The organism is Pseudomonas sp. H1h, from assembly GCF_000633255.1.
GTDB lineage: Bacteria > Pseudomonadota > Gammaproteobacteria > Pseudomonadales > Pseudomonadaceae > Aquipseudomonas.
Map to the genome: position 1 here is coordinate 20,092 of NZ_AYMJ01000009.1, position 16,499 is coordinate 36,590.

The window sequence follows — 16,499 nt, forward strand, 5'->3', positions numbered from 1 at the left end:
TCAGACCTCTGCAATAGCTCGATTTCTCGCCTTCTCCAAAGAGTCCGACACGTTTAAGTAAGAGCTGCCGTCGCGATCCAATAGATACTTAAAGAATAGTTTGAAGTAAATTCGCTGGCCATTGCCAATCTTTTTTGACTCCTCACGAATATCGTCCAAATACTTGTTTAATCGAAGTAAATCATTATCACCAAAAACCAAGCGTGGAACTAAATCGTCGATATCATTCAGGCCTGCGATTACCCCTGAGCCCATCAACTCCGCTATTGCAGCACCAAAGCCTGTTAATGGCTGGCTTTTATTGAAGATTTTGTAAACCTCGCGCCCAAAGGGATTGGCGTTAGTGCGCAAATCTTCATCTACGTCATCCGGATATCGCCAGCCCGCAAATTGATTATCAAATGCGAGCGATAGCGCACGATAAGAGATCACAAAATCTGTAAACTCTATTCTTTCGGCGCCTTCATCGGAAATAAATTTTATGGTTCTAACTGTTTGAAGAATGTCGAATCGGTCAATTGGCAGTTCATTTCGTTCTAAAAATGAAGTATAGCCTTCGATCAAGTCGGAGAACCGATAAGCATTGATTGTTCTAACAGCTGCCTCGTCAACTTCTCGCAGAATTGTTACGCCGTCGACCCCTTCGTCTATATATTTAGAAAACAAGATTTCTAACTGGTGGCGTAATGTCATCGGAGTCTGGCCGGTATTCAGGGTTAGCATCCTATATAGAATGCCACTGTCACTGATAGAAAGATAAGCCTCGACTCTGATCATATACTTCTGATCAAGCCCATCAAAGTGCTCTCGATTGTTGTTGTATACATCTATGATCGAAAGAGATCTTTGCAAGCCATCTAAAATTTTGAGACTTCCAAATTCTTCTAGAACCTCGTCTAGAAGTTCATCGTGCGATCTGCCGGGCCTTAATGTAGATGTGGAGGCCAATACAATAGGAGGAATTATGCACTCTTTAAGAATGTCTTCCTTCAGCAGATTATAAATGCTGCCGCTTTTGCTTACCCTGTTACGCTGGTACGGATTGTTATCTATGATGTTGCCAGCCAACTCCGCATAGCTGCCAATATCAATTACAAACTGAATGTTTAAAGAGTTTACTTTTTTATCTAACAATGTATACGTAATTAATCTCATATCCCTCTCCCTGACCGTGCTTTACTTCTATGTTTCACCTAAAGGCAGAAAGCTCAAATTATGCCCCATGCAAAGCAGTGCAACCGAAAGAGCCTGATAAAAGTCTAAGTATGCCAACAAAGATAAATACTTGCTTAAACGAAAAATCGTGAGCAAGCCAAGGTGAACTGCTTGATAGATATGTCTGGCTAAACAAGCACAATTAGCATTGCGCTAGCAGAAGCTTCGGAAATATGAGGGCGGATAGCGGAAATCTTGGGGCAAAGGGGCAAGTGACATTTTCGGCTAATGTGCTACATGATAACTAAAGAATCTTGCCGAGAGAGCAGCACATAATGGGATTTGCTCTCTAATCCTTCTTATCTGAACTACTTCTCGAGATTATTAATTCGTAGTCTCTTGAAAGTATATAGCGAAAGAACTATGACAGCTTCTGGCCGAAAGCTGCCGCTCACGGATGGCCGCTTGCGTACGTCCGTTTTGGCCGAAGAAAAAGGGAACATATTTATTTTCCAGAAAATAGATCAGTCCCTGAGAGATCCCCACAAATCTACTCCAAAGCCTGTGCTTGTTGGTATACCTCGCTTCGCAACGCAAGCTCCAGCCTCTCCAACGTTTTTCGAGAGGTTGAGCCGCGTCCGCTACGCCAATATTCCAACCCCAGCCGCCACAGTGACAACACTCGTCGGCGTTTAAGACTATTGCTCTGAAAGCGATGTTCATGACCCGCTTCACGGGCCTGTAACCCCGTCAAACAAATGATGTAGTTGGCCAATGCCGAGATCAGTAGAAGCACTTCGATTCGGCGCGGGCAATGACTCCGATGGCGAGTCACGCCCACGCCAAAGTGTTCGCTTTTAACATCCCTGAAGCCTTCTTCGATCTGCATGCGCTGCTTGTAGATGGCCACGACTTTCGATGGATTCCATTGATCCTCCGGCAGGTTGCTGGCCAATAACCAAGGCTCGCGTTCACGATTGGCCGACTGTCTGCTGAGTTTGTTTTTGGCGATTGATCCCGTAACTCTCTGGTGTTTGCGACCCTTCGCTGAATGCCTGACACAGTACAAATGGATGAAGTGCGGAGCACTTTGGGTCATCTCGATCCGCCCCAATGATTTCGGCGAAGCCGATGCCTGGGCGTAAAGATTTTTAACCGGCAGCCAAGTGTGTGCGTCGCTACGATAGAGGTCTCGGTTACGCACACGCCCCACGTAATACCAGCCTTGTGCCTCGACTGCTTTGATCCACGGGCGGCGAAAACCCGCATCAGCTACAAGGATCGGAACGCAGTCTCTGGGGAGCATTTCGGCTAACGTCTGCAGCAGCCGTTTTTGATATTTCGGACACCCCTCACGCTCATGAACGCTCTCGTAAATAGGAAACGAACGTCCTGCCAAAGGTATGGCCGCGCGCAACAAAAAGAACTCTCCAGCCGCATCGATCGGCGACCAATCCACCTGAATCAACGGATGTCTCAGCGACCCCAGCAAGGCTCGCAACATGACCCAGTAAAACAACGAGCGCTCGGTTTGCAGATGCCGATTCCCCAACAACCGATCCACTCGCTTTATCGCGTGCTTGGGGTAGGCCTTGCCGGGCATGAATCGACCAAGCCCTGTCAGAGTGAGCCGACGTCCTCGAAGTAATGCGCTGACACAACACATCAATGTTTTCAGACGACGAGAATGGACGGAGGGAAGTGCTTGGGTGAGCGCGCTGTGTAAGAATCGGATGGCCTGCATGGGATCGGGATCTTGTTTTTGTGTGGTGCAATACAAGCTGCCGACCCATGCAGGTCTCTTCAATTCCCAACTTCTTGATTTGTTGTAAGAAAAAGCGGGGATTTCTCAGGATCAGTCCCCTTTGTTCATCTAACGGTGCAACGTCTGACTAGGCGGCGTATCAAGATCTGCCTAGTCACCCAAGTCAACGGCATTACCGTTAGCTCGGACATAATAATTATCGAATTCACCGCTTTCGACGAACACGAAGCCATGGCGAGTGTAAAAACGATTTGAAGCGCTTTCCTTGAGAGCACCGACCTTGATGGGACGCCCGATCTCATCAGCCTCTCTGAAGATCTGAGTAAGAACTTCAGAGCCGATTCCTGCTCCTTGAGCACTGGGTATCACATAAAAATGGTCAAGCAAAAGGTCGCTCTGGTGGTCTTTGATTACGACAAAACCGACCAGATCACCTGATACTTCTATGCGGCGAGTGCTGTTAACGTCGAACCCAGAAACAAATCGTTCGCGCGCACGATCTGGGTTAAATCGTCCAAGCCGTTCAAGGCTCTCGCGCATGGCCTCAATCCTGATGGCTACCAGATCTTCCAGGTCATTATTGGAAGCAGCGCATAAAACGACAGCGGAGTTTTGATCAGCGGAGGCTGGCATAACAGGCACCCTAAACATGGCCGGTCAGTCATTATGCAGAGAACAGATTCCGTATAACTACTACTGCTTCGGTTCAATGGAGGCGATGGCCCCCTATCAGCCTCAGGGGGATGTGTTCGCCGGACGCTTACGTCTGTTGGGGCAAGGGGACGGATCTGTCGTGGGGTCCGAGACGCAATGAGAATTCCGATAAACACGAACGTTTAAAGAGACATCTCCAGACACTCTCTCAGGCTACACACCCTTGCGCCGTTGCCTACAGCTACGCCAGAATCCGCCGGCTTGTGCGCTTTGTACCTGGTCTTTATCGTCTACGTGTCGCTGGCAACCCAGCGACCGGGTTTAGCGACCCGACCAGGTATAAGTTCAACGACGCTCCAGTTTGTCGCAGACATTTGCGATGACGATATGGTGGCTGTGCGTGGGAGATCTTCGGGTCTGCCGGGTCTTATACCTCTCGGTTCGCTAACCCGCGCACAGCTGCCACCCTTACTTGTTTAGCGACAGGTGTTGGTGGTTCCACCAGGTATAAAAATGGAGCTTCACCATGATCAAACCAACACCCAACCCGCCCGAAACCGACTCGGTTTCCCCCTACCAATCCATCGATTCCAGAAAACTGCACGAAGCCGCCGATCGCGCGCTCGACCATTACCTCTGTCCGCCCGGCTCCACGCCGCCCCCACGTAGAACCCGCGGGATGTATGCCGTGACTGCGGACAACAAAAACGAAGAACTGCTGATTGATGCCAGTGAAACACTCGCTTCGGCCCAAACCATTGCCCAGAACATCGCCAGTCTGGTGCCGGCTTCGCAGCGTCGGGCGTTGGTGGGCATTGCGCAGTTGATCATGCTCGGGGAGTTGGCGGTGAATCGGGCGTTGGATAATTTGCAATTGCCGGTGAAGCAGACCTCAGGATCACCTGCTGATTAAGTTGGTATCAATTCTGGCGCCTTCGCGAGCAAGTCGAATCGTGAAAAGGGGGACTGATTCATCTCAATCGGTCCCCTTTTTGTTGCTTAACCCGCGTCGCCGCTATCTGGCTATGAAGGCGCATCCGGCAGCTCGATAACCGCTTTGCGTCAGTGCCAGTCTCTAAAACAATGCATGCATTGGCGCGCACGCCAAGTCCTCAACTGCCCTGCGCAGTATGGGCAGTGGGCAAGCTTTTGCTCGCACTGAGGTGCCATTCGATGGCGGAAGTACTCCCAAACGATATCCGGATCAATATTTTCTCGACGGACTATCTCATCTACTACGGCTTGATCACCCTTCTCGTGGAAGCCCCCAATGATCGCTAGCGTTTCAACCGATGGACAGTAAGCCGTTATGAGCTCGCCGCATCGATTACAAACACGTTGACCATGACCATTAATCATAAATTCGCTTCAGTATCGGGAATTGGATAAGCCCTTTTACTAGACGCTCGGTGCAGAGACAACGGACGCTAATGGCTAAAAGCAGTAGATCGTGAATGGCAGAAATGGGGGATGTCTCAATATGTCGTTGAAGCGTGCCGGAAAAATTGCACCGCCTCTTTGGCCGAGGTTGTCAGCTACACCTGACGACCTCGGCCATTTTCTTTTCGTCTATTGAGCTACAGCGCTCAGCCGATTACGCCTTCACCTCAACATGATCCAGCGCCTGATTCACCGCCAACTCACTCAACATCACCAACTGCGCAATCCCAATCGCGGTTTTGCGATGCGCAGGCTCCAGCGTGGCGGCAAAGTTGTTGAGCATTTCGCTGGCCGATCCCAGTGATTCGCTGGCGTTGGCCAGCAGGGATTCGGTGTTGTAGGCCGGGTTAGCCAGGTACATGGGGTCGTGTTTGTGATGGCTGCCCATGATGCGTTGTTGTGGGGTGAGGTAGTGGTCGAGGGCGCGTTCGGCGGCTTCGTTGAGGGTTCGGGAATCGGGGAATTGGTAGGGGGAAACCGGGTCGGTTTCTGGTGGGTTTGGTGTTGGTTTGATCATGATGAAACTCCTAATTATTGAAAAGGAGCCTTCACCCTCGCTACCAAACGAAGGGTGGCGGCCAATACGCGGGTTGGTAGACCGGTAACTAGGAACCCGGCGCACTCGAAAGTGCCCTGCGCATGGCCACCATTAAGTACAGACCATGGGAGGTCTGCGAATGGCGTGCTATGCGACTAGTTAACTCGGGCTACCAAACCCGATCACTGCTTTTCAGTGACCATGGAACGATAAGACCCGCGTACTAGACGCACAAGCCGGCGGATTCTGGCGTAGTCGTAGGTAATGACGCAAGGTTGTGTAGCCTTGGGGAAGTAACGGAGGGTGTCTTTTAAACGGGGTTTTTGGGGGTGGTTAAACGAGTGGGTCAAGGGCGGCCCTCACCCCAGCCCTCTCCCGGAGGGAGAGGGGGCCGACCGAGGTGTCTTGCGCTCTACATCGACCTGAGAAACCGAGTTGATTATGGATTCAACGCGGTATGTGCAAGTTGGCTTAGATTTTTAGACAGGTGTCGGAAATGTCCCACGGCTGATTCATTTGCCATCGATGAGGCCGACCATTTCGGGGGCTAGGGCTAGGGCTAGGGCTAAGGATTTTCCGGGCGGCTGAGCAACGTCTCCAGCCTCGCCAGTGCCGGCGCTTCCTGGCTGCGGTCGAAGACCTGGAGGCCGACCTTGAGCAAGCGGCCGTTTTCCGCGGCAGAGATGATCTGCTCGCAGCGCAGCATCAGCCGCCCCTGATCGCAATCCTGCGCTTTCATGCCCATCGGCAACTTGCCTTCCAACCGAAGTTCAGCCATACGACTCTGCGCCGCAATCATCGCAATCGAGCGATCCCGCAAAACCCCGCTGCTCTGCGTCATCAACCCCGCCACGCGCACGGCGGCGGACATGGCGACGGCGATGATCGCCAGCGCGACGAGCACTTCAATCAGGGTGAATCCGGCTTGCGGGGAGGGGGTGCGCATCGGGGTCTCGGGCGGTCGGGCAGCCCTTGACGCTAACGCCCGTGCTTGACGGCTTGACGACGAAAACACCCGAGGATTTTCAACATCCCTGACATATCTTCTTGCAACACTGCGCGTCGAATCGAATCAAGCCAGGGAATGACGAGATGGATATCGCGCAGTTCAAACAGCCCAATCGACCGAGCCGGATGCCCCGTGGGCAGCAGGGTTTCACGCTGATCGAGATCATGGTGGTCGTGGTGATTCTCGGGATTCTGGCGGCGATGGTGGTGCCCAAGGTGCTCGACCGGCCGGATCAGGCGCGGGCCACGGCGGCGAAGCAGGATATTGGCGGGTTGATGCAGGCGCTGAAGCTGTATCGCCTCGATCACGGCACTTACCCGAGCCAGAGTCAGGGCCTGAAGGTGCTGGTGGAGCGGCCGGCCGATGCGAAGAACAGCAACTGGCGCTCGTACCTGGAGCGTCTGCCGAATGACCCGTGGGGTCGTCCTTATCAGTACCTTAATCCCGGTGCCAACGGCGAGATCGACATCTTTTCCCTCGGCGCCGACGGCCAGCCTGACGGCGACGGCGTGAATGCCGACATCGGTTCCTGGCAGTTGTAAGGCCGGTCATGAACAGCCAATCGAACCAGCAGGGGATGGCGATCATCAGTGCGCTGCTGATTGCGGCGGTGGTCGCGGTGATCGCCGCCGGCATGCTGACCCGCCAGAGCGTTTCGACCCGAGCGTTGGAGGCCGAACAACTGCGGGTGCAGGGCCGTTGGGTGTTGCACGGCGGGTTGGAGATCAGTCGGCAATTGTTGTGGGATGCGCGGCAGCGCGATCCGCTGACTCGCCTCGATCAACCTTGGGCGCAGTTGTTGAACACCCAGGGTTTCGAGGGGCGGCTGGAGGACGAGCAGGGCAAGTTCAATCTGCGCAATCTGGTGGCCAACGAGCGGATCGATGACGCGCAGGTGCAGGCGTTCGAGCGTTTGTGCGAGTTGATCGGTGTCAGCAGCGGCTTGAGCCGGCGCATCAGTCAGCGGGTGATTGGCTCTTATCCGCACCTGTTGAATGCCCAAGTGGTGGACAAGCCTGTGGCGAAAAATACCTTCGACAGCGGGCGTGCGACGTCGCCGTCTGCTTCGCGCAAACCGCAATCGCCGACCTTGCCGATGCTGCGCACGCTTGACGATCTGCGCAGTGTCGACGGGGTCAACGATGCGCTGTTGGCGAAACTGGCGCCGTACCTGACGGTGATTCCGGCGACCACCTGGCTCAATGGCAACACGGCCACGGCGCCGGTGCTGGCGGCTTATGTGCCGGGGTTGTCGCTGGAGCGGGCGCAGGCGTTGATCAATGAGCGTGATGCCGGGCGCTGGTTCATCAATCGCGGGGATTTCGTCAATCGGCTGCGTTTGCCGCAACTGGAGATCACCAGCGTCAAGGTCGGCATCACCAGCGACTGGTTTCGGCTGCGCGGGCAGGCGCGGCGTGATCAGCGACGAGTGAGCCTCGATGCGTTGTTGCATCGCAGTGAAGACCGCTTGCCGCAAGTGATCTGGTCGCGGGTGGGCGTATGAGCCAGTTGCGCGTGAGTTTGCCGCCGCTGGCGGAGCTGAGCCTCGACAGTGAAGTGGATTGTGTGTGGCTGGATCGTCAGGGGCAGGTCACGCGGCAGGAACGCGTGCGACTCGGCGCGCTGCCGAAGCAACCGCTGGTGTGTTTTCTGCACCCGTCGGACAGCCTGTTGGCGAGCATCGATCTGCCGCCGCTGCCCGCGAACAAAACCGCTGCGGCGGTGCAATGTGCGGCACAGGCCTTGATGCTCGGTGACAGCGCCGAGATGCATATCGCCCACAGTGCCCGCAATGAAAGCGGCCAGGTGCAGATTGCCTGGGTAGCACGCAAGGAATTGCAGCACCTCGGGCAATTCGGCTTGAACCTCAAAGGCCTGTACCCGGCGGCCTACAGTTTGCCGGTGATGGTCGGCGGCGTCGGTTGTCTGCACGACGATCATCTGTTGCTGCGCCACGGCACGAATGCGGCGCAGGTGCAGCCGATGATCGATGAAGCGTGGTTGCTGGAAACCGGTCTGCCGGCGCACTGGGTCGGTGACGGCGCGCCCGAAGCGGTGCAATCGATATTGGCCGACACGCAACGCTGCTCCGGCCCGTTGCCAAACTGGGGCTTGCACGGCGGCCTTCAACAACCGGGCACCGAACATCGCGGCTGGGGCAGGGCGCTGGGTTGCTGTGCGCTGGCACTGGCGGTGTGGGTGATCGGTTTGAACCTGTACGCCGCCCGCGAGGCCGGGCAGGGCCAGCAGCTCAAGGCGCAGATGGCGCAGCGGGTGAAGCAGGTGTTCCCCGAGTTGCCGGTGATACTCAATCCGCTGCAACAGGCGCGTCAGCAAATCGCGGCTCGCCAGCAAGGCGCGGCGGATGCGCCGGGGCAGGATTTTACGCGGCTGGTGTCGCAGGCCGGCAGCGGCATGCCGTCCATGACGGGCACGGTGCAGCGTCTGGAGTTCGTCGACGGCGCGTTGCAATTGAGTCTGCTGCCCGAGGCCCGGCGTTCGGGCAACGACAAGGACTGGCAAGGCACGCTGGCCCAGGCCGGTATCAGCATCAGCCCGAATGACGACGGCTGGGTCCTGCGCCCGGCAGGCGAAGCGACCGCCGCCACCGACAACGACGACAGCAGCGGAGCCGAAGATGAATAGCCCATCGCTTGCGAAATACCGCGCCGGTTGGCAGCGCTTCAACGCTCAGTTGCAGGCCCGCTGGCAGCCGTTGGCCGTGCGGGAAAAACGCATGGTCGTCGGCATGGCGGCGCTGTTGCTGGGGCTGTTTGTGTGGGTGGCGTTGGTTCAGCCGCCGCTGAAAAAGATCGCCGCCTCGCAAGTCGAAACGCCAAAGCTGCGCGCACAGGCCGAAGCGCTGGAAGTGCTGTTGCGCGACGTCAGCGCGCGCCCCGACGGGCAGAACCTGGAGCAGTCGCTGCAACAGACCTTGCAGGCCAGCGGACTGGGCGGCCATTACCAATTGGCGGCCGCGTCCGCCGGCTGGCAGTTGACCTTCGACGCGGCACCCGCCGACGCCGTGCTCGACTGGCTGCTGAGCCAACCGCGGAATTTTTCACTGCAAGTGGTCGAGGCCCGTCTGCAACGCGCAGACGATGCCGCGACCGATGACACGGCCGGCACTCTGTCGGGCACCGTACGCATGGATCAGGCGCTGGGCGCTAAGGAAGCTTCATGAAGGGGTCAGGATCCAAACGCATGGCGTTGCCGATGCTGTTGATGGCATTGAGCGCGTGCAGCAACACCACACCACCGAATCAACCGCCCCTGCTGGTGGACAGCGAACTCGGCCGGCCGCTGGCCAACACCCAGCGCAGTGGCGACGCGGTGCTCGACCGCGAGCGCGCGCAGGTTCAGGTAAAACCTGCGCCGAAGCAATTGCACAACATCACCGAACGCGCCCGCAGTGGCGGTTCGGCGCGGGGCACGACGCTGCCGGCCAATCCGTTGGGCGATCAACCGGTGACGCTGAATTTCGTCGACGCGGATATTCAAGCGGTGGTGCGGGCGTTGTCGCGCTCGACCGGCCAGCAGTTTCTGGTCGATCCACGGGTCAAGGGCAACCTGACGCTGGTCTCCGAAGGTCAGGTGCCGGCGCATCAAGCCTACGACATGCTGCTGGCGGCGCTGCGCATGCAGGGCTTCAGCGTGGTCGATGTCGGCGGCGTGGCGCAGGTGGTGCCGGAGGCCGACGCCAAGTTGCTCGGCGGGCCGATCTACAGCGCTGACAAACCGGCCGGCAACGGCATGCTCACCCGCACGTTCCGCCTGCAATACGAGAACGCGGTGAACCTGATCCCGGTGCTGCGCCCGATCGTGTCGCCGAACAATCCTATCAACGCTTATCCCGGCAACAACACCATCGTCGTCACCGACTACGCCGAGAACCTCACGCGGGTCGCGCAGTTGATTCAGGGCATCGACACCCCGAGCGCCATCGACACCGACGTGGTGCAGATCCAGAACGGCATCGCTGCCGATATCGCGCCGATGGTCGCCGACCTACTCGACGCACCGGGCAACGATCCAACGCAGAAAATCGCAGTGATCGGCGACCCGCGCTCCAACACCATCATCATCCGCGCCGGCAGCCCCGAGCGCACGGAGCTGGCGCGCAACCTGATCTACAAACTCGACAACGCCCAGAGCAATCCGAGCAATCTGCACGTGGTCTATCTGCGCAACGCCCAGGCTGGAAAACTGGCCCAGGCCCTGCGCGGATTGTTGACTGGCGAAAGCGACAGCGGCACCAGCGACAGTGCGCGCTCGGTGCTCAGTGCGATGGGCAGCTCCACCAATTCGGGCGGAGGTCAAAACGGCCAGAGCGGCACGCAAACCAACGGCAGCACCTCGACCACCAACAGCGGCAGCACCGGCGGCAGTTACGCCCAGGGCAGCAGCGCCACCAGCGGCAGTAGCAATGCGCAAAGCAGCGAACAGAACGTGGCCTTCAGCGCTGGCGGCGTGACTATTCAGGCCGACGCGACCACCAACACCTTGCTGATTTCCGCGCCGGAGCCGCTGTACCGCAACCTGCGTGAAGTCATCGACCTGCTCGACCAGCGTCGCGCCCAAGTGGTGATCGAAAGCTTGATCGTCGAAGTCGGCGAGGACGATGCGAGCGAGTTCGGCGTGCAATGGCAGACCGGTAATCTCGCTGGTAATGGCGTGATCGGCGGTGCCAACCTTGGCGGTTCGGGGATCAACGTCAACGGCAAGACCAGTGTCGATGTGTTGCCCAAAGGTTTGAACCTCGGCTACGTCAACGGCACCGTCGACATCCCCGGCATCGGCAAGATTCTCGACCTGAAAGTGCTGGCCCGGGCGCTGAAGAGCAAGGGCGGCACCAACGTGCTGTCGACGCCGAACCTGCTGACGCTGGACAACGAAGCGGCGAGTATTTTCGTCGGCCAGACCATCCCGTTTGTCAGTGGCAGTTACGTGACTGGCGGCGGGGGCACCAGCAACAACCCATTCCAGACCGTGACCCGCGAAGAGGTCGGTTTGAAGCTCAACGTGCGGCCGCAGATTTCCGAGGGCGGCACGGTGAAGCTCGACATTTATCAGGAAGTCAGCAGCATCGACGAGCGCGCTTCGGCCGCTTCGACCTCGGCGGGGATCGTCACCAGCAAACGTGCGATCGACACCAGCATCCTGCTCGATGACGGCCAGATCATGGTGCTCGGCGGTCTGCTGCAGGACGGCTACAGCCAGAGCAACGACGCAGTGCCTTGGTTGTCGACGATTCCAGGGATCGGCGCGCTGTTTCGCAACGAGCGCCGCTCGATCACCAAGACCAATCTGATGGTGTTCCTGCGCCCGTACATCATCCGCGACAGCGCGGCGGGGCGCAGCATCACGCTTAACCGCTACGATTTCATGCGCCGCGCTCAGGGCGGTCTGCAACCGGAACGCAGCTGGGCGATGCCGGACATGCAGGCGCCGCAATTGCCGACCGCTGCGCAGGGCGTGCCGGCGTCGCTGCCGGGCACCGGCCCGCGCGCGACCATCAAAGCGGTGCCGCTGCAATGAGCGCATTGCCCTACGCCTGGGCCAAGGCGCAGCGGATTCTGCTGCGCGACGGCGTGCTGACGGTGTGCCCGTCGACGCCGGGCTGGTCGATCAGCGAGGTGCGCCGGCAGTTCGGCGCGGCGAAGCTTGAGCGGGTACGCGATGACGAACTCGACGGCCTGCTGGCCAGTGCCTACGCCGACACCGGCAGCGCAGCGGCGGTGGTTGGCGCGGCGGAAAACGAAGTCGACCTCGACCGCCTGATGCAGGACATGCCGGAAATCACCGACCTGCTCGACACCCAGGACGGCGCGCCGGTGATCCGCATGATCAACGCCTTGCTCACCCAGGCGGCGCGCGACGAGGCCAGCGACATTCACATCGAACCGTTCGAAACCCATTCGGTGGTGCGCTACCGGGTCGACGGCACGCTGCGCGACGTGGTGTCGCCACGCAAGGCATTGCACGGTGCGCTGGTGTCGCGGATCAAGATCATGGCGCAGCTCGATATCGCCGAAAAACGCCTGCCGCAAGACGGGCGCATTGCGTTGCGCGTAGCCGGGCGGCCGATCGATATTCGTGTTTCCACCGTGCCCACCGGTCATGGCGAGCGGGTGGTGATGCGTTTGCTGGACAAGCAGGCCGGGCGCCTGCATCTGGAAACGTTGGGCATGGACGCGCAGGTGCTGGCCAAACTCGATCACCTGATCCGCCAGCCCCACGGCATCGTGCTGGTCACCGGCCCGACCGGTAGCGGCAAGACGACGAGTTTGTATGCGGCGCTGGCGCGACTGGATGCGAGCACCAGCAACATCCTCACCGTGGAAGATCCGGTGGAATACGACTTGCCGGGCATCAGCCAGATTCAGGTCAACGCCAAGATCGACATGACTTTCGCCCTGGCGTTGCGGGCGATTCTGCGTCAGGACCCGGACATCATCATGATCGGTGAGATCCGCGACCTCGAAACCGCGCAGATCGCGGTGCAGGCTTCGCTGACCGGTCACCTGGTGCTCGCGACCCTGCACACCAACGACGCGGTGTCGGCGGTCAACCGTTTGGTCGACATGGGCGTCGAACCGTTTCTGCTGGCTTCGTCGATGCTCGGGGTGTTGGCCCAGCGCTTGGTGCGTCGCCTGTGCAATCAGTGCAAACAGGAAGACACGGCGACGCCCGGCACCTGGCGCCCGGTGGGTTGCGCGGCGTGCAATCACACCGGTTACAGCGGTCGTACCGGCATTCACGAATTGTTCTGCATCGATGACGACATCCGCACCCTGATTCACCAAGGGGCAGGGGAGCAGGCGTTGCGTGCGGCGGCGAGCAAGGCCGGGATGTTCAGCCTGCGTGAGGACGGTGAGCGCTGGATTCGCAGCGGTGCCACGGCGCCGGAAGAAATCCTTCGTGTGACACGGGACGCCTGATGAATCGCTATCGTTTTGAAGCCGCCGATGCCAGCGGCAAGATCGAATCCGGGCATCTGGAGGCGGAGAGTCAGGGCGCGGCATTTGGCGCGCTGCGCGGACGCGGCTTGACGGCGTTGTCGGTGGAGAAGGAAAGCGACGTCTCCCAGCACGGTGGCGGTGGCTTGTTCAGTGCCAGGATGTCGGATAACGATCTGGCTTGGGCCACGCGACAGTTGTCGAGTCTGTTGGGCGCCAGCCTCCCGTTGGAGGCCGCGTTGAGCGCCACGGTCGAGCAGGCCGAGAAAAAACACATCGCCCACACCCTCAGCGCCGTGCGCGCCGATGTGCGCAGCGGTATGCGCCTGGCCGAAGCGCTGGCGGCGCGGCCACGGGATTTTCCGGAGATTTATAGGGCGCTGATTGCGGCGGGCGAGGAGTCCGGCGATCTGGCGCAGGTCATGGAGCGGCTGGCGGATTACATCGAAGAACGCAACAACCTGCGCGGCAAAATTCTCACCGCGTTCATCTATCCGGGCGTGGTCGGGTTGGTGTCGATCGGCATTGTGATCTTCCTGCTCAGTTACGTGGTGCCGCAGGTGGTCAGCGCGTTTTCCCAGGCACGGCAGGATCTGCCGGGGCTGACGCTGGCGATGCTCAATGCCAGTGATTTCATCCGTGCGTGGGGTTGGTTGTGCGCGGGTATCATGGCCGGTGCGTTCTGGAGCTGGCGCCTGTATCTACGCAACCCGGCGGCGCGCTTGAGTTGGCATCATCGGGTGCTGAAGTTGCCGCTGATCGGGCGGTTTGTGCTGGGGCTGAACACCGCACGGTTCGCCTCGACACTGGCGATTCTCGGCGGTGCGGGGGTGCCGTTGTTGCGCGCGCTGGAAGCAGCGCGGCAGACCTTGTCGAATGATCGCCTGAGCCTGAGCGTCAATGAGGCCACCGCCAAGGTGCGCGAAGGTGTGAACCTGGCGGCAGCGCTGAAAGTGGAGAACGTGTTTCCGCCAGTGCTGATTCACCTGATCGCCAGCGGCGAGAAAACCGGTGCATTGCCGCCGATGCTCGAACGTGCAGCGCAAACGCTGTCGCGGGATATCGAGCGCCGGGCGATGGGTATGACCGCGTTGCTGGAGCCGCTGATGATCGTGGTGATGGGCGGGGTGGTTTTGGTGATTGTGATGGCGGTGTTGTTGCCGATCATCGAGATCAATCAGTTGGTGCAGTAGGGGCGTGTCTGTTGGTTTGATGTTGTCTGCTTCGGCCCCTTCGTCGGATCGCCGCCCGGAGCAAGCCCGCTCCCACAGGAGTATGCATTTCAAATGTGTACAAGCGGGCTTGCTCGCGAAAGCGCCAGTCAGAGCAATAAATAATTCAGGTTTTTCTCAGCGGCATCAGCATCACCCGACCCTCATTCCCCCCATCCTCGGGTTCTCCTTTCTGTCATCTGCAACGGCCCTTCAAGGCCTGTGGCCGATTCCCTCGAAAAGCTTGTCTTAGACCCTCCGGGTAACCCCCCGAACACCCGAGAAAATCCCGCGAAAATCACCTCGCACCTCCCGAGGTTTTTTCCTTTATCTGTCACCGGAAACTGCGAATTTCTCAGTGCGACTTAACCCCGGACCCCGCTTGCGAAGGTCAGCGGTGAGTCCTCCCAGTGTCATGCAAGTCCCCTGAAAACCTGTGTTCACAACCAACGTTGAAAAGGAGATTCTTCATGTTCAAGCGCACTCTGATCGCAGCTTCCCTGACCGTCGCTGCCCTGGCTTCCGCCCAGGCCATGGCCGCCAACGTAACCGGTGGTGGCGCGACTCTGCCTGCCGCTCTGTACAAAGGTTCTGCCAACAGCATCCTGCCAGCCAACTTCACCTACGCCGGCACCGGTAGCGGCACTGGCAAGACGGCTTTCCTGACCAACAACTCGGCGCTGTTCAGCACCACCGGTTCGGTTCACTTCGCCGGTAGCGACTCGATCCTCAGCGCATCGGAAATCAGCACCTACAACACCAACTTCGGTGCTTCCTACGGCCCGCTGATCCAGCTGCCGTCGGTGGCCACTTCGGTTGCCATCCCTTACAAAAAAGCCGGCCAGACTGCTCTGAACCTGACCAGCGCCCAGCTCTGCAATGTGTTCTCGGGCACTTCGACCACTTGGGGTCAATTGCTGGGCAACTCTGATGCCACGCCGATCCGCGTGGTGTATCGCAGCACTTCCAGCGGCACTTCGGAAATCCTCACCCGTCACCTGAACAACGTCTGCCCGGGCAAGTTCTCGGTCAACACCACGTTCGCCAACTCGTTGCTGCCAGCCGGTACCGCGCTGCCATCGACTTTCGTCGGTGTTGCCAACACCGCTGACGTCGCTGTTGCCGTGAACGCCGTTGACGGCTCCATCGGTTATGTCGGCCCGGACGGCGTGAACGCTAGCAGCAACGCCGTGGTTTCTCGCGTCAACGGTGTGCAGCCGACTCCGGCCAACGTCACCACCGCGCTGTCTTCGGTCGCACTGCCAACCGCGCCTGCCAACCCTGCGCAATGGGCTCCAGTGGTTGCCAACCCAACCAGCGGTTACCCAATCGCTGCCTACACCAACTTCATCTTCGGCCAGTGCTACAAGGACGCCTCCGTGGCAGCTGACGTCAAGGCCTTCCTGACCACTCACTACAGCGTACCGGGCAATGCCGCTGCAACCATCGCTCACGGCTTCAGCGTGGTTCCAACCAACTGGAAAAACGCTGTGACCGCCAACTTCATCACCAACTCCACCGGCAACAACCTGAACATCAACAACGCCAGCGTTTGCAACGGCATCGGCCGTCCTCTGTAAGGTTTCACCCGCAGTCCGCCGTTCGAATGGCAGCCCCTTTTGGGGCTGCCATTTTTTTTGCCTGCGGGTGCCGTTACTCGCAAAACATGAAGTTTGTGTGACATCCGTTCGGTCGCGGCAGCCGCCAACCGCCTATGTCGTAACAGCAGGTTGTTGCCGACCTGTGGCCATCAAAAGGATCTCGTAGT

At 58.6% G+C, this 16,499-nt stretch carries 14 protein-coding genes; 9 read left to right on the forward strand and 5 right to left on the reverse strand.

Going from position 1 to position 16,499, the window contains the following annotated elements:
• The 3 genes from U862_RS0107605 to U862_RS0107615 all read right to left on the reverse strand — a co-directional run bounded on the left by U862_RS0107605 (position 1) and on the right by U862_RS0107615 (position 3,553).
• Positions 1-1,155, reverse strand: a complete 1,155-nt coding sequence (locus U862_RS0107605; protein WP_025109832.1) for a hypothetical protein — start codon at positions 1,153-1,155, stop codon at positions 1-3.
• Between the two features lie 550 nt (positions 1,156-1,705).
• Positions 1,706-2,899 carry an IS4 family transposase gene (locus U862_RS0107610; RefSeq protein ID WP_025109833.1) on the reverse strand — a complete coding sequence of 398 codons (1,194 nt, stop codon included), beginning with the start codon at positions 2,897-2,899 and terminating at the stop codon, positions 1,706-1,708.
• 171 nt (positions 2,900-3,070) lie between these two features.
• A complete protein-coding gene (locus U862_RS0107615; protein WP_025109834.1) occupies positions 3,071-3,553 on the reverse strand; it encodes a GNAT family N-acetyltransferase in 483 nt (160 codons plus the stop codon).
• A 547-nt stretch (positions 3,554-4,100) separates the two neighbouring features.
• Here U862_RS0107615 and U862_RS0107625 point away from each other — a divergent pair.
• Positions 4,101-4,487, forward strand: a complete 387-nt coding sequence (locus U862_RS0107625) for a DUF6124 family protein (RefSeq protein ID WP_025109835.1) — start codon at positions 4,101-4,103, stop codon at positions 4,485-4,487.
• 681 nt (positions 4,488-5,168) lie between these two features.
• On the opposite strand, the gene U862_RS0107635 is transcribed toward U862_RS0107625, so the two are convergent.
• Positions 5,169-5,531 (reverse strand): DUF6124 family protein, encoded by a 363-nt coding sequence (locus U862_RS0107635; protein ID WP_025109836.1) that lies wholly within the window; start codon positions 5,529-5,531, stop codon positions 5,169-5,171.
• Between the two features lie 586 nt (positions 5,532-6,117).
• Complete coding sequence (gspI, locus tag U862_RS0107640; RefSeq protein WP_025109837.1) at positions 6,118-6,498, reverse strand: type II secretion system minor pseudopilin GspI; 381 nt, start codon at positions 6,496-6,498, stop codon at positions 6,118-6,120.
• A gap of 146 nt (positions 6,499-6,644) precedes the next feature.
• Here gspI and gspG point away from each other — a divergent pair, with 146 nt between their 5' ends.
• The 8 genes from gspG (at position 6,645) to U862_RS0107680 (ending at position 16,311) form a co-directional block, all read left to right on the forward strand.
• The gene (gspG, locus tag U862_RS0107645) at positions 6,645-7,103 is read left to right on the forward strand and encodes a type II secretion system major pseudopilin GspG (RefSeq protein WP_025109838.1); all 459 of its coding nucleotides are present in this window, start codon (positions 6,645-6,647) and stop codon (positions 7,101-7,103) included.
• A gap of 8 nt (positions 7,104-7,111) precedes the next feature.
• A complete protein-coding gene (gspK, locus tag U862_RS0107650; protein ID WP_025109839.1) occupies positions 7,112-8,065 on the forward strand; it encodes a type II secretion system minor pseudopilin GspK in 954 nt (317 codons plus the stop codon).
• On the forward strand, positions 8,062-9,207 hold the full coding sequence (gene gspL, locus U862_RS0107655; protein WP_025109840.1) for a type II secretion system protein GspL: 1,146 nt from the start codon (positions 8,062-8,064) through the stop codon (positions 9,205-9,207). The genes gspK and gspL overlap by 4 nt, the downstream gene beginning before the upstream one ends.
• The gene (gene gspM, locus U862_RS0107660) at positions 9,200-9,745 is read left to right on the forward strand and encodes a type II secretion system protein GspM (protein WP_025109841.1); all 546 of its coding nucleotides are present in this window, start codon (positions 9,200-9,202) and stop codon (positions 9,743-9,745) included. Before gspL ends, gspM begins: the two co-directional genes overlap by 8 nt.
• Positions 9,742-12,099, forward strand: coding sequence for a type II secretion system secretin GspD (gene gspD / locus U862_RS0107665; RefSeq protein ID WP_025109842.1), 2,358 nt, complete (start codon positions 9,742-9,744; stop codon positions 12,097-12,099). The genes gspM and gspD overlap by 4 nt, the downstream gene beginning before the upstream one ends.
• Positions 12,096-13,502 (forward strand): type II secretion system ATPase GspE, encoded by a 1,407-nt coding sequence (gene gspE, locus U862_RS0107670; protein ID WP_025109843.1) that lies wholly within the window; start codon positions 12,096-12,098, stop codon positions 13,500-13,502. The genes gspD and gspE overlap by 4 nt, the downstream gene beginning before the upstream one ends.
• Positions 13,502-14,713 carry a type II secretion system inner membrane protein GspF gene (gene gspF / locus U862_RS0107675; RefSeq protein ID WP_025109844.1) on the forward strand — a complete coding sequence of 404 codons (1,212 nt, stop codon included), beginning with the start codon at positions 13,502-13,504 and terminating at the stop codon, positions 14,711-14,713. The genes gspE and gspF overlap by 1 nt, the downstream gene beginning before the upstream one ends.
• Positions 14,714-15,201: 488 nt before the next feature.
• Positions 15,202-16,311 carry a substrate-binding domain-containing protein gene (locus tag U862_RS0107680; RefSeq protein WP_025109845.1) on the forward strand — a complete coding sequence of 370 codons (1,110 nt, stop codon included), beginning with the start codon at positions 15,202-15,204 and terminating at the stop codon, positions 16,309-16,311.
• The last annotated feature ends 188 nt before the right edge of the window (positions 16,312-16,499 follow it).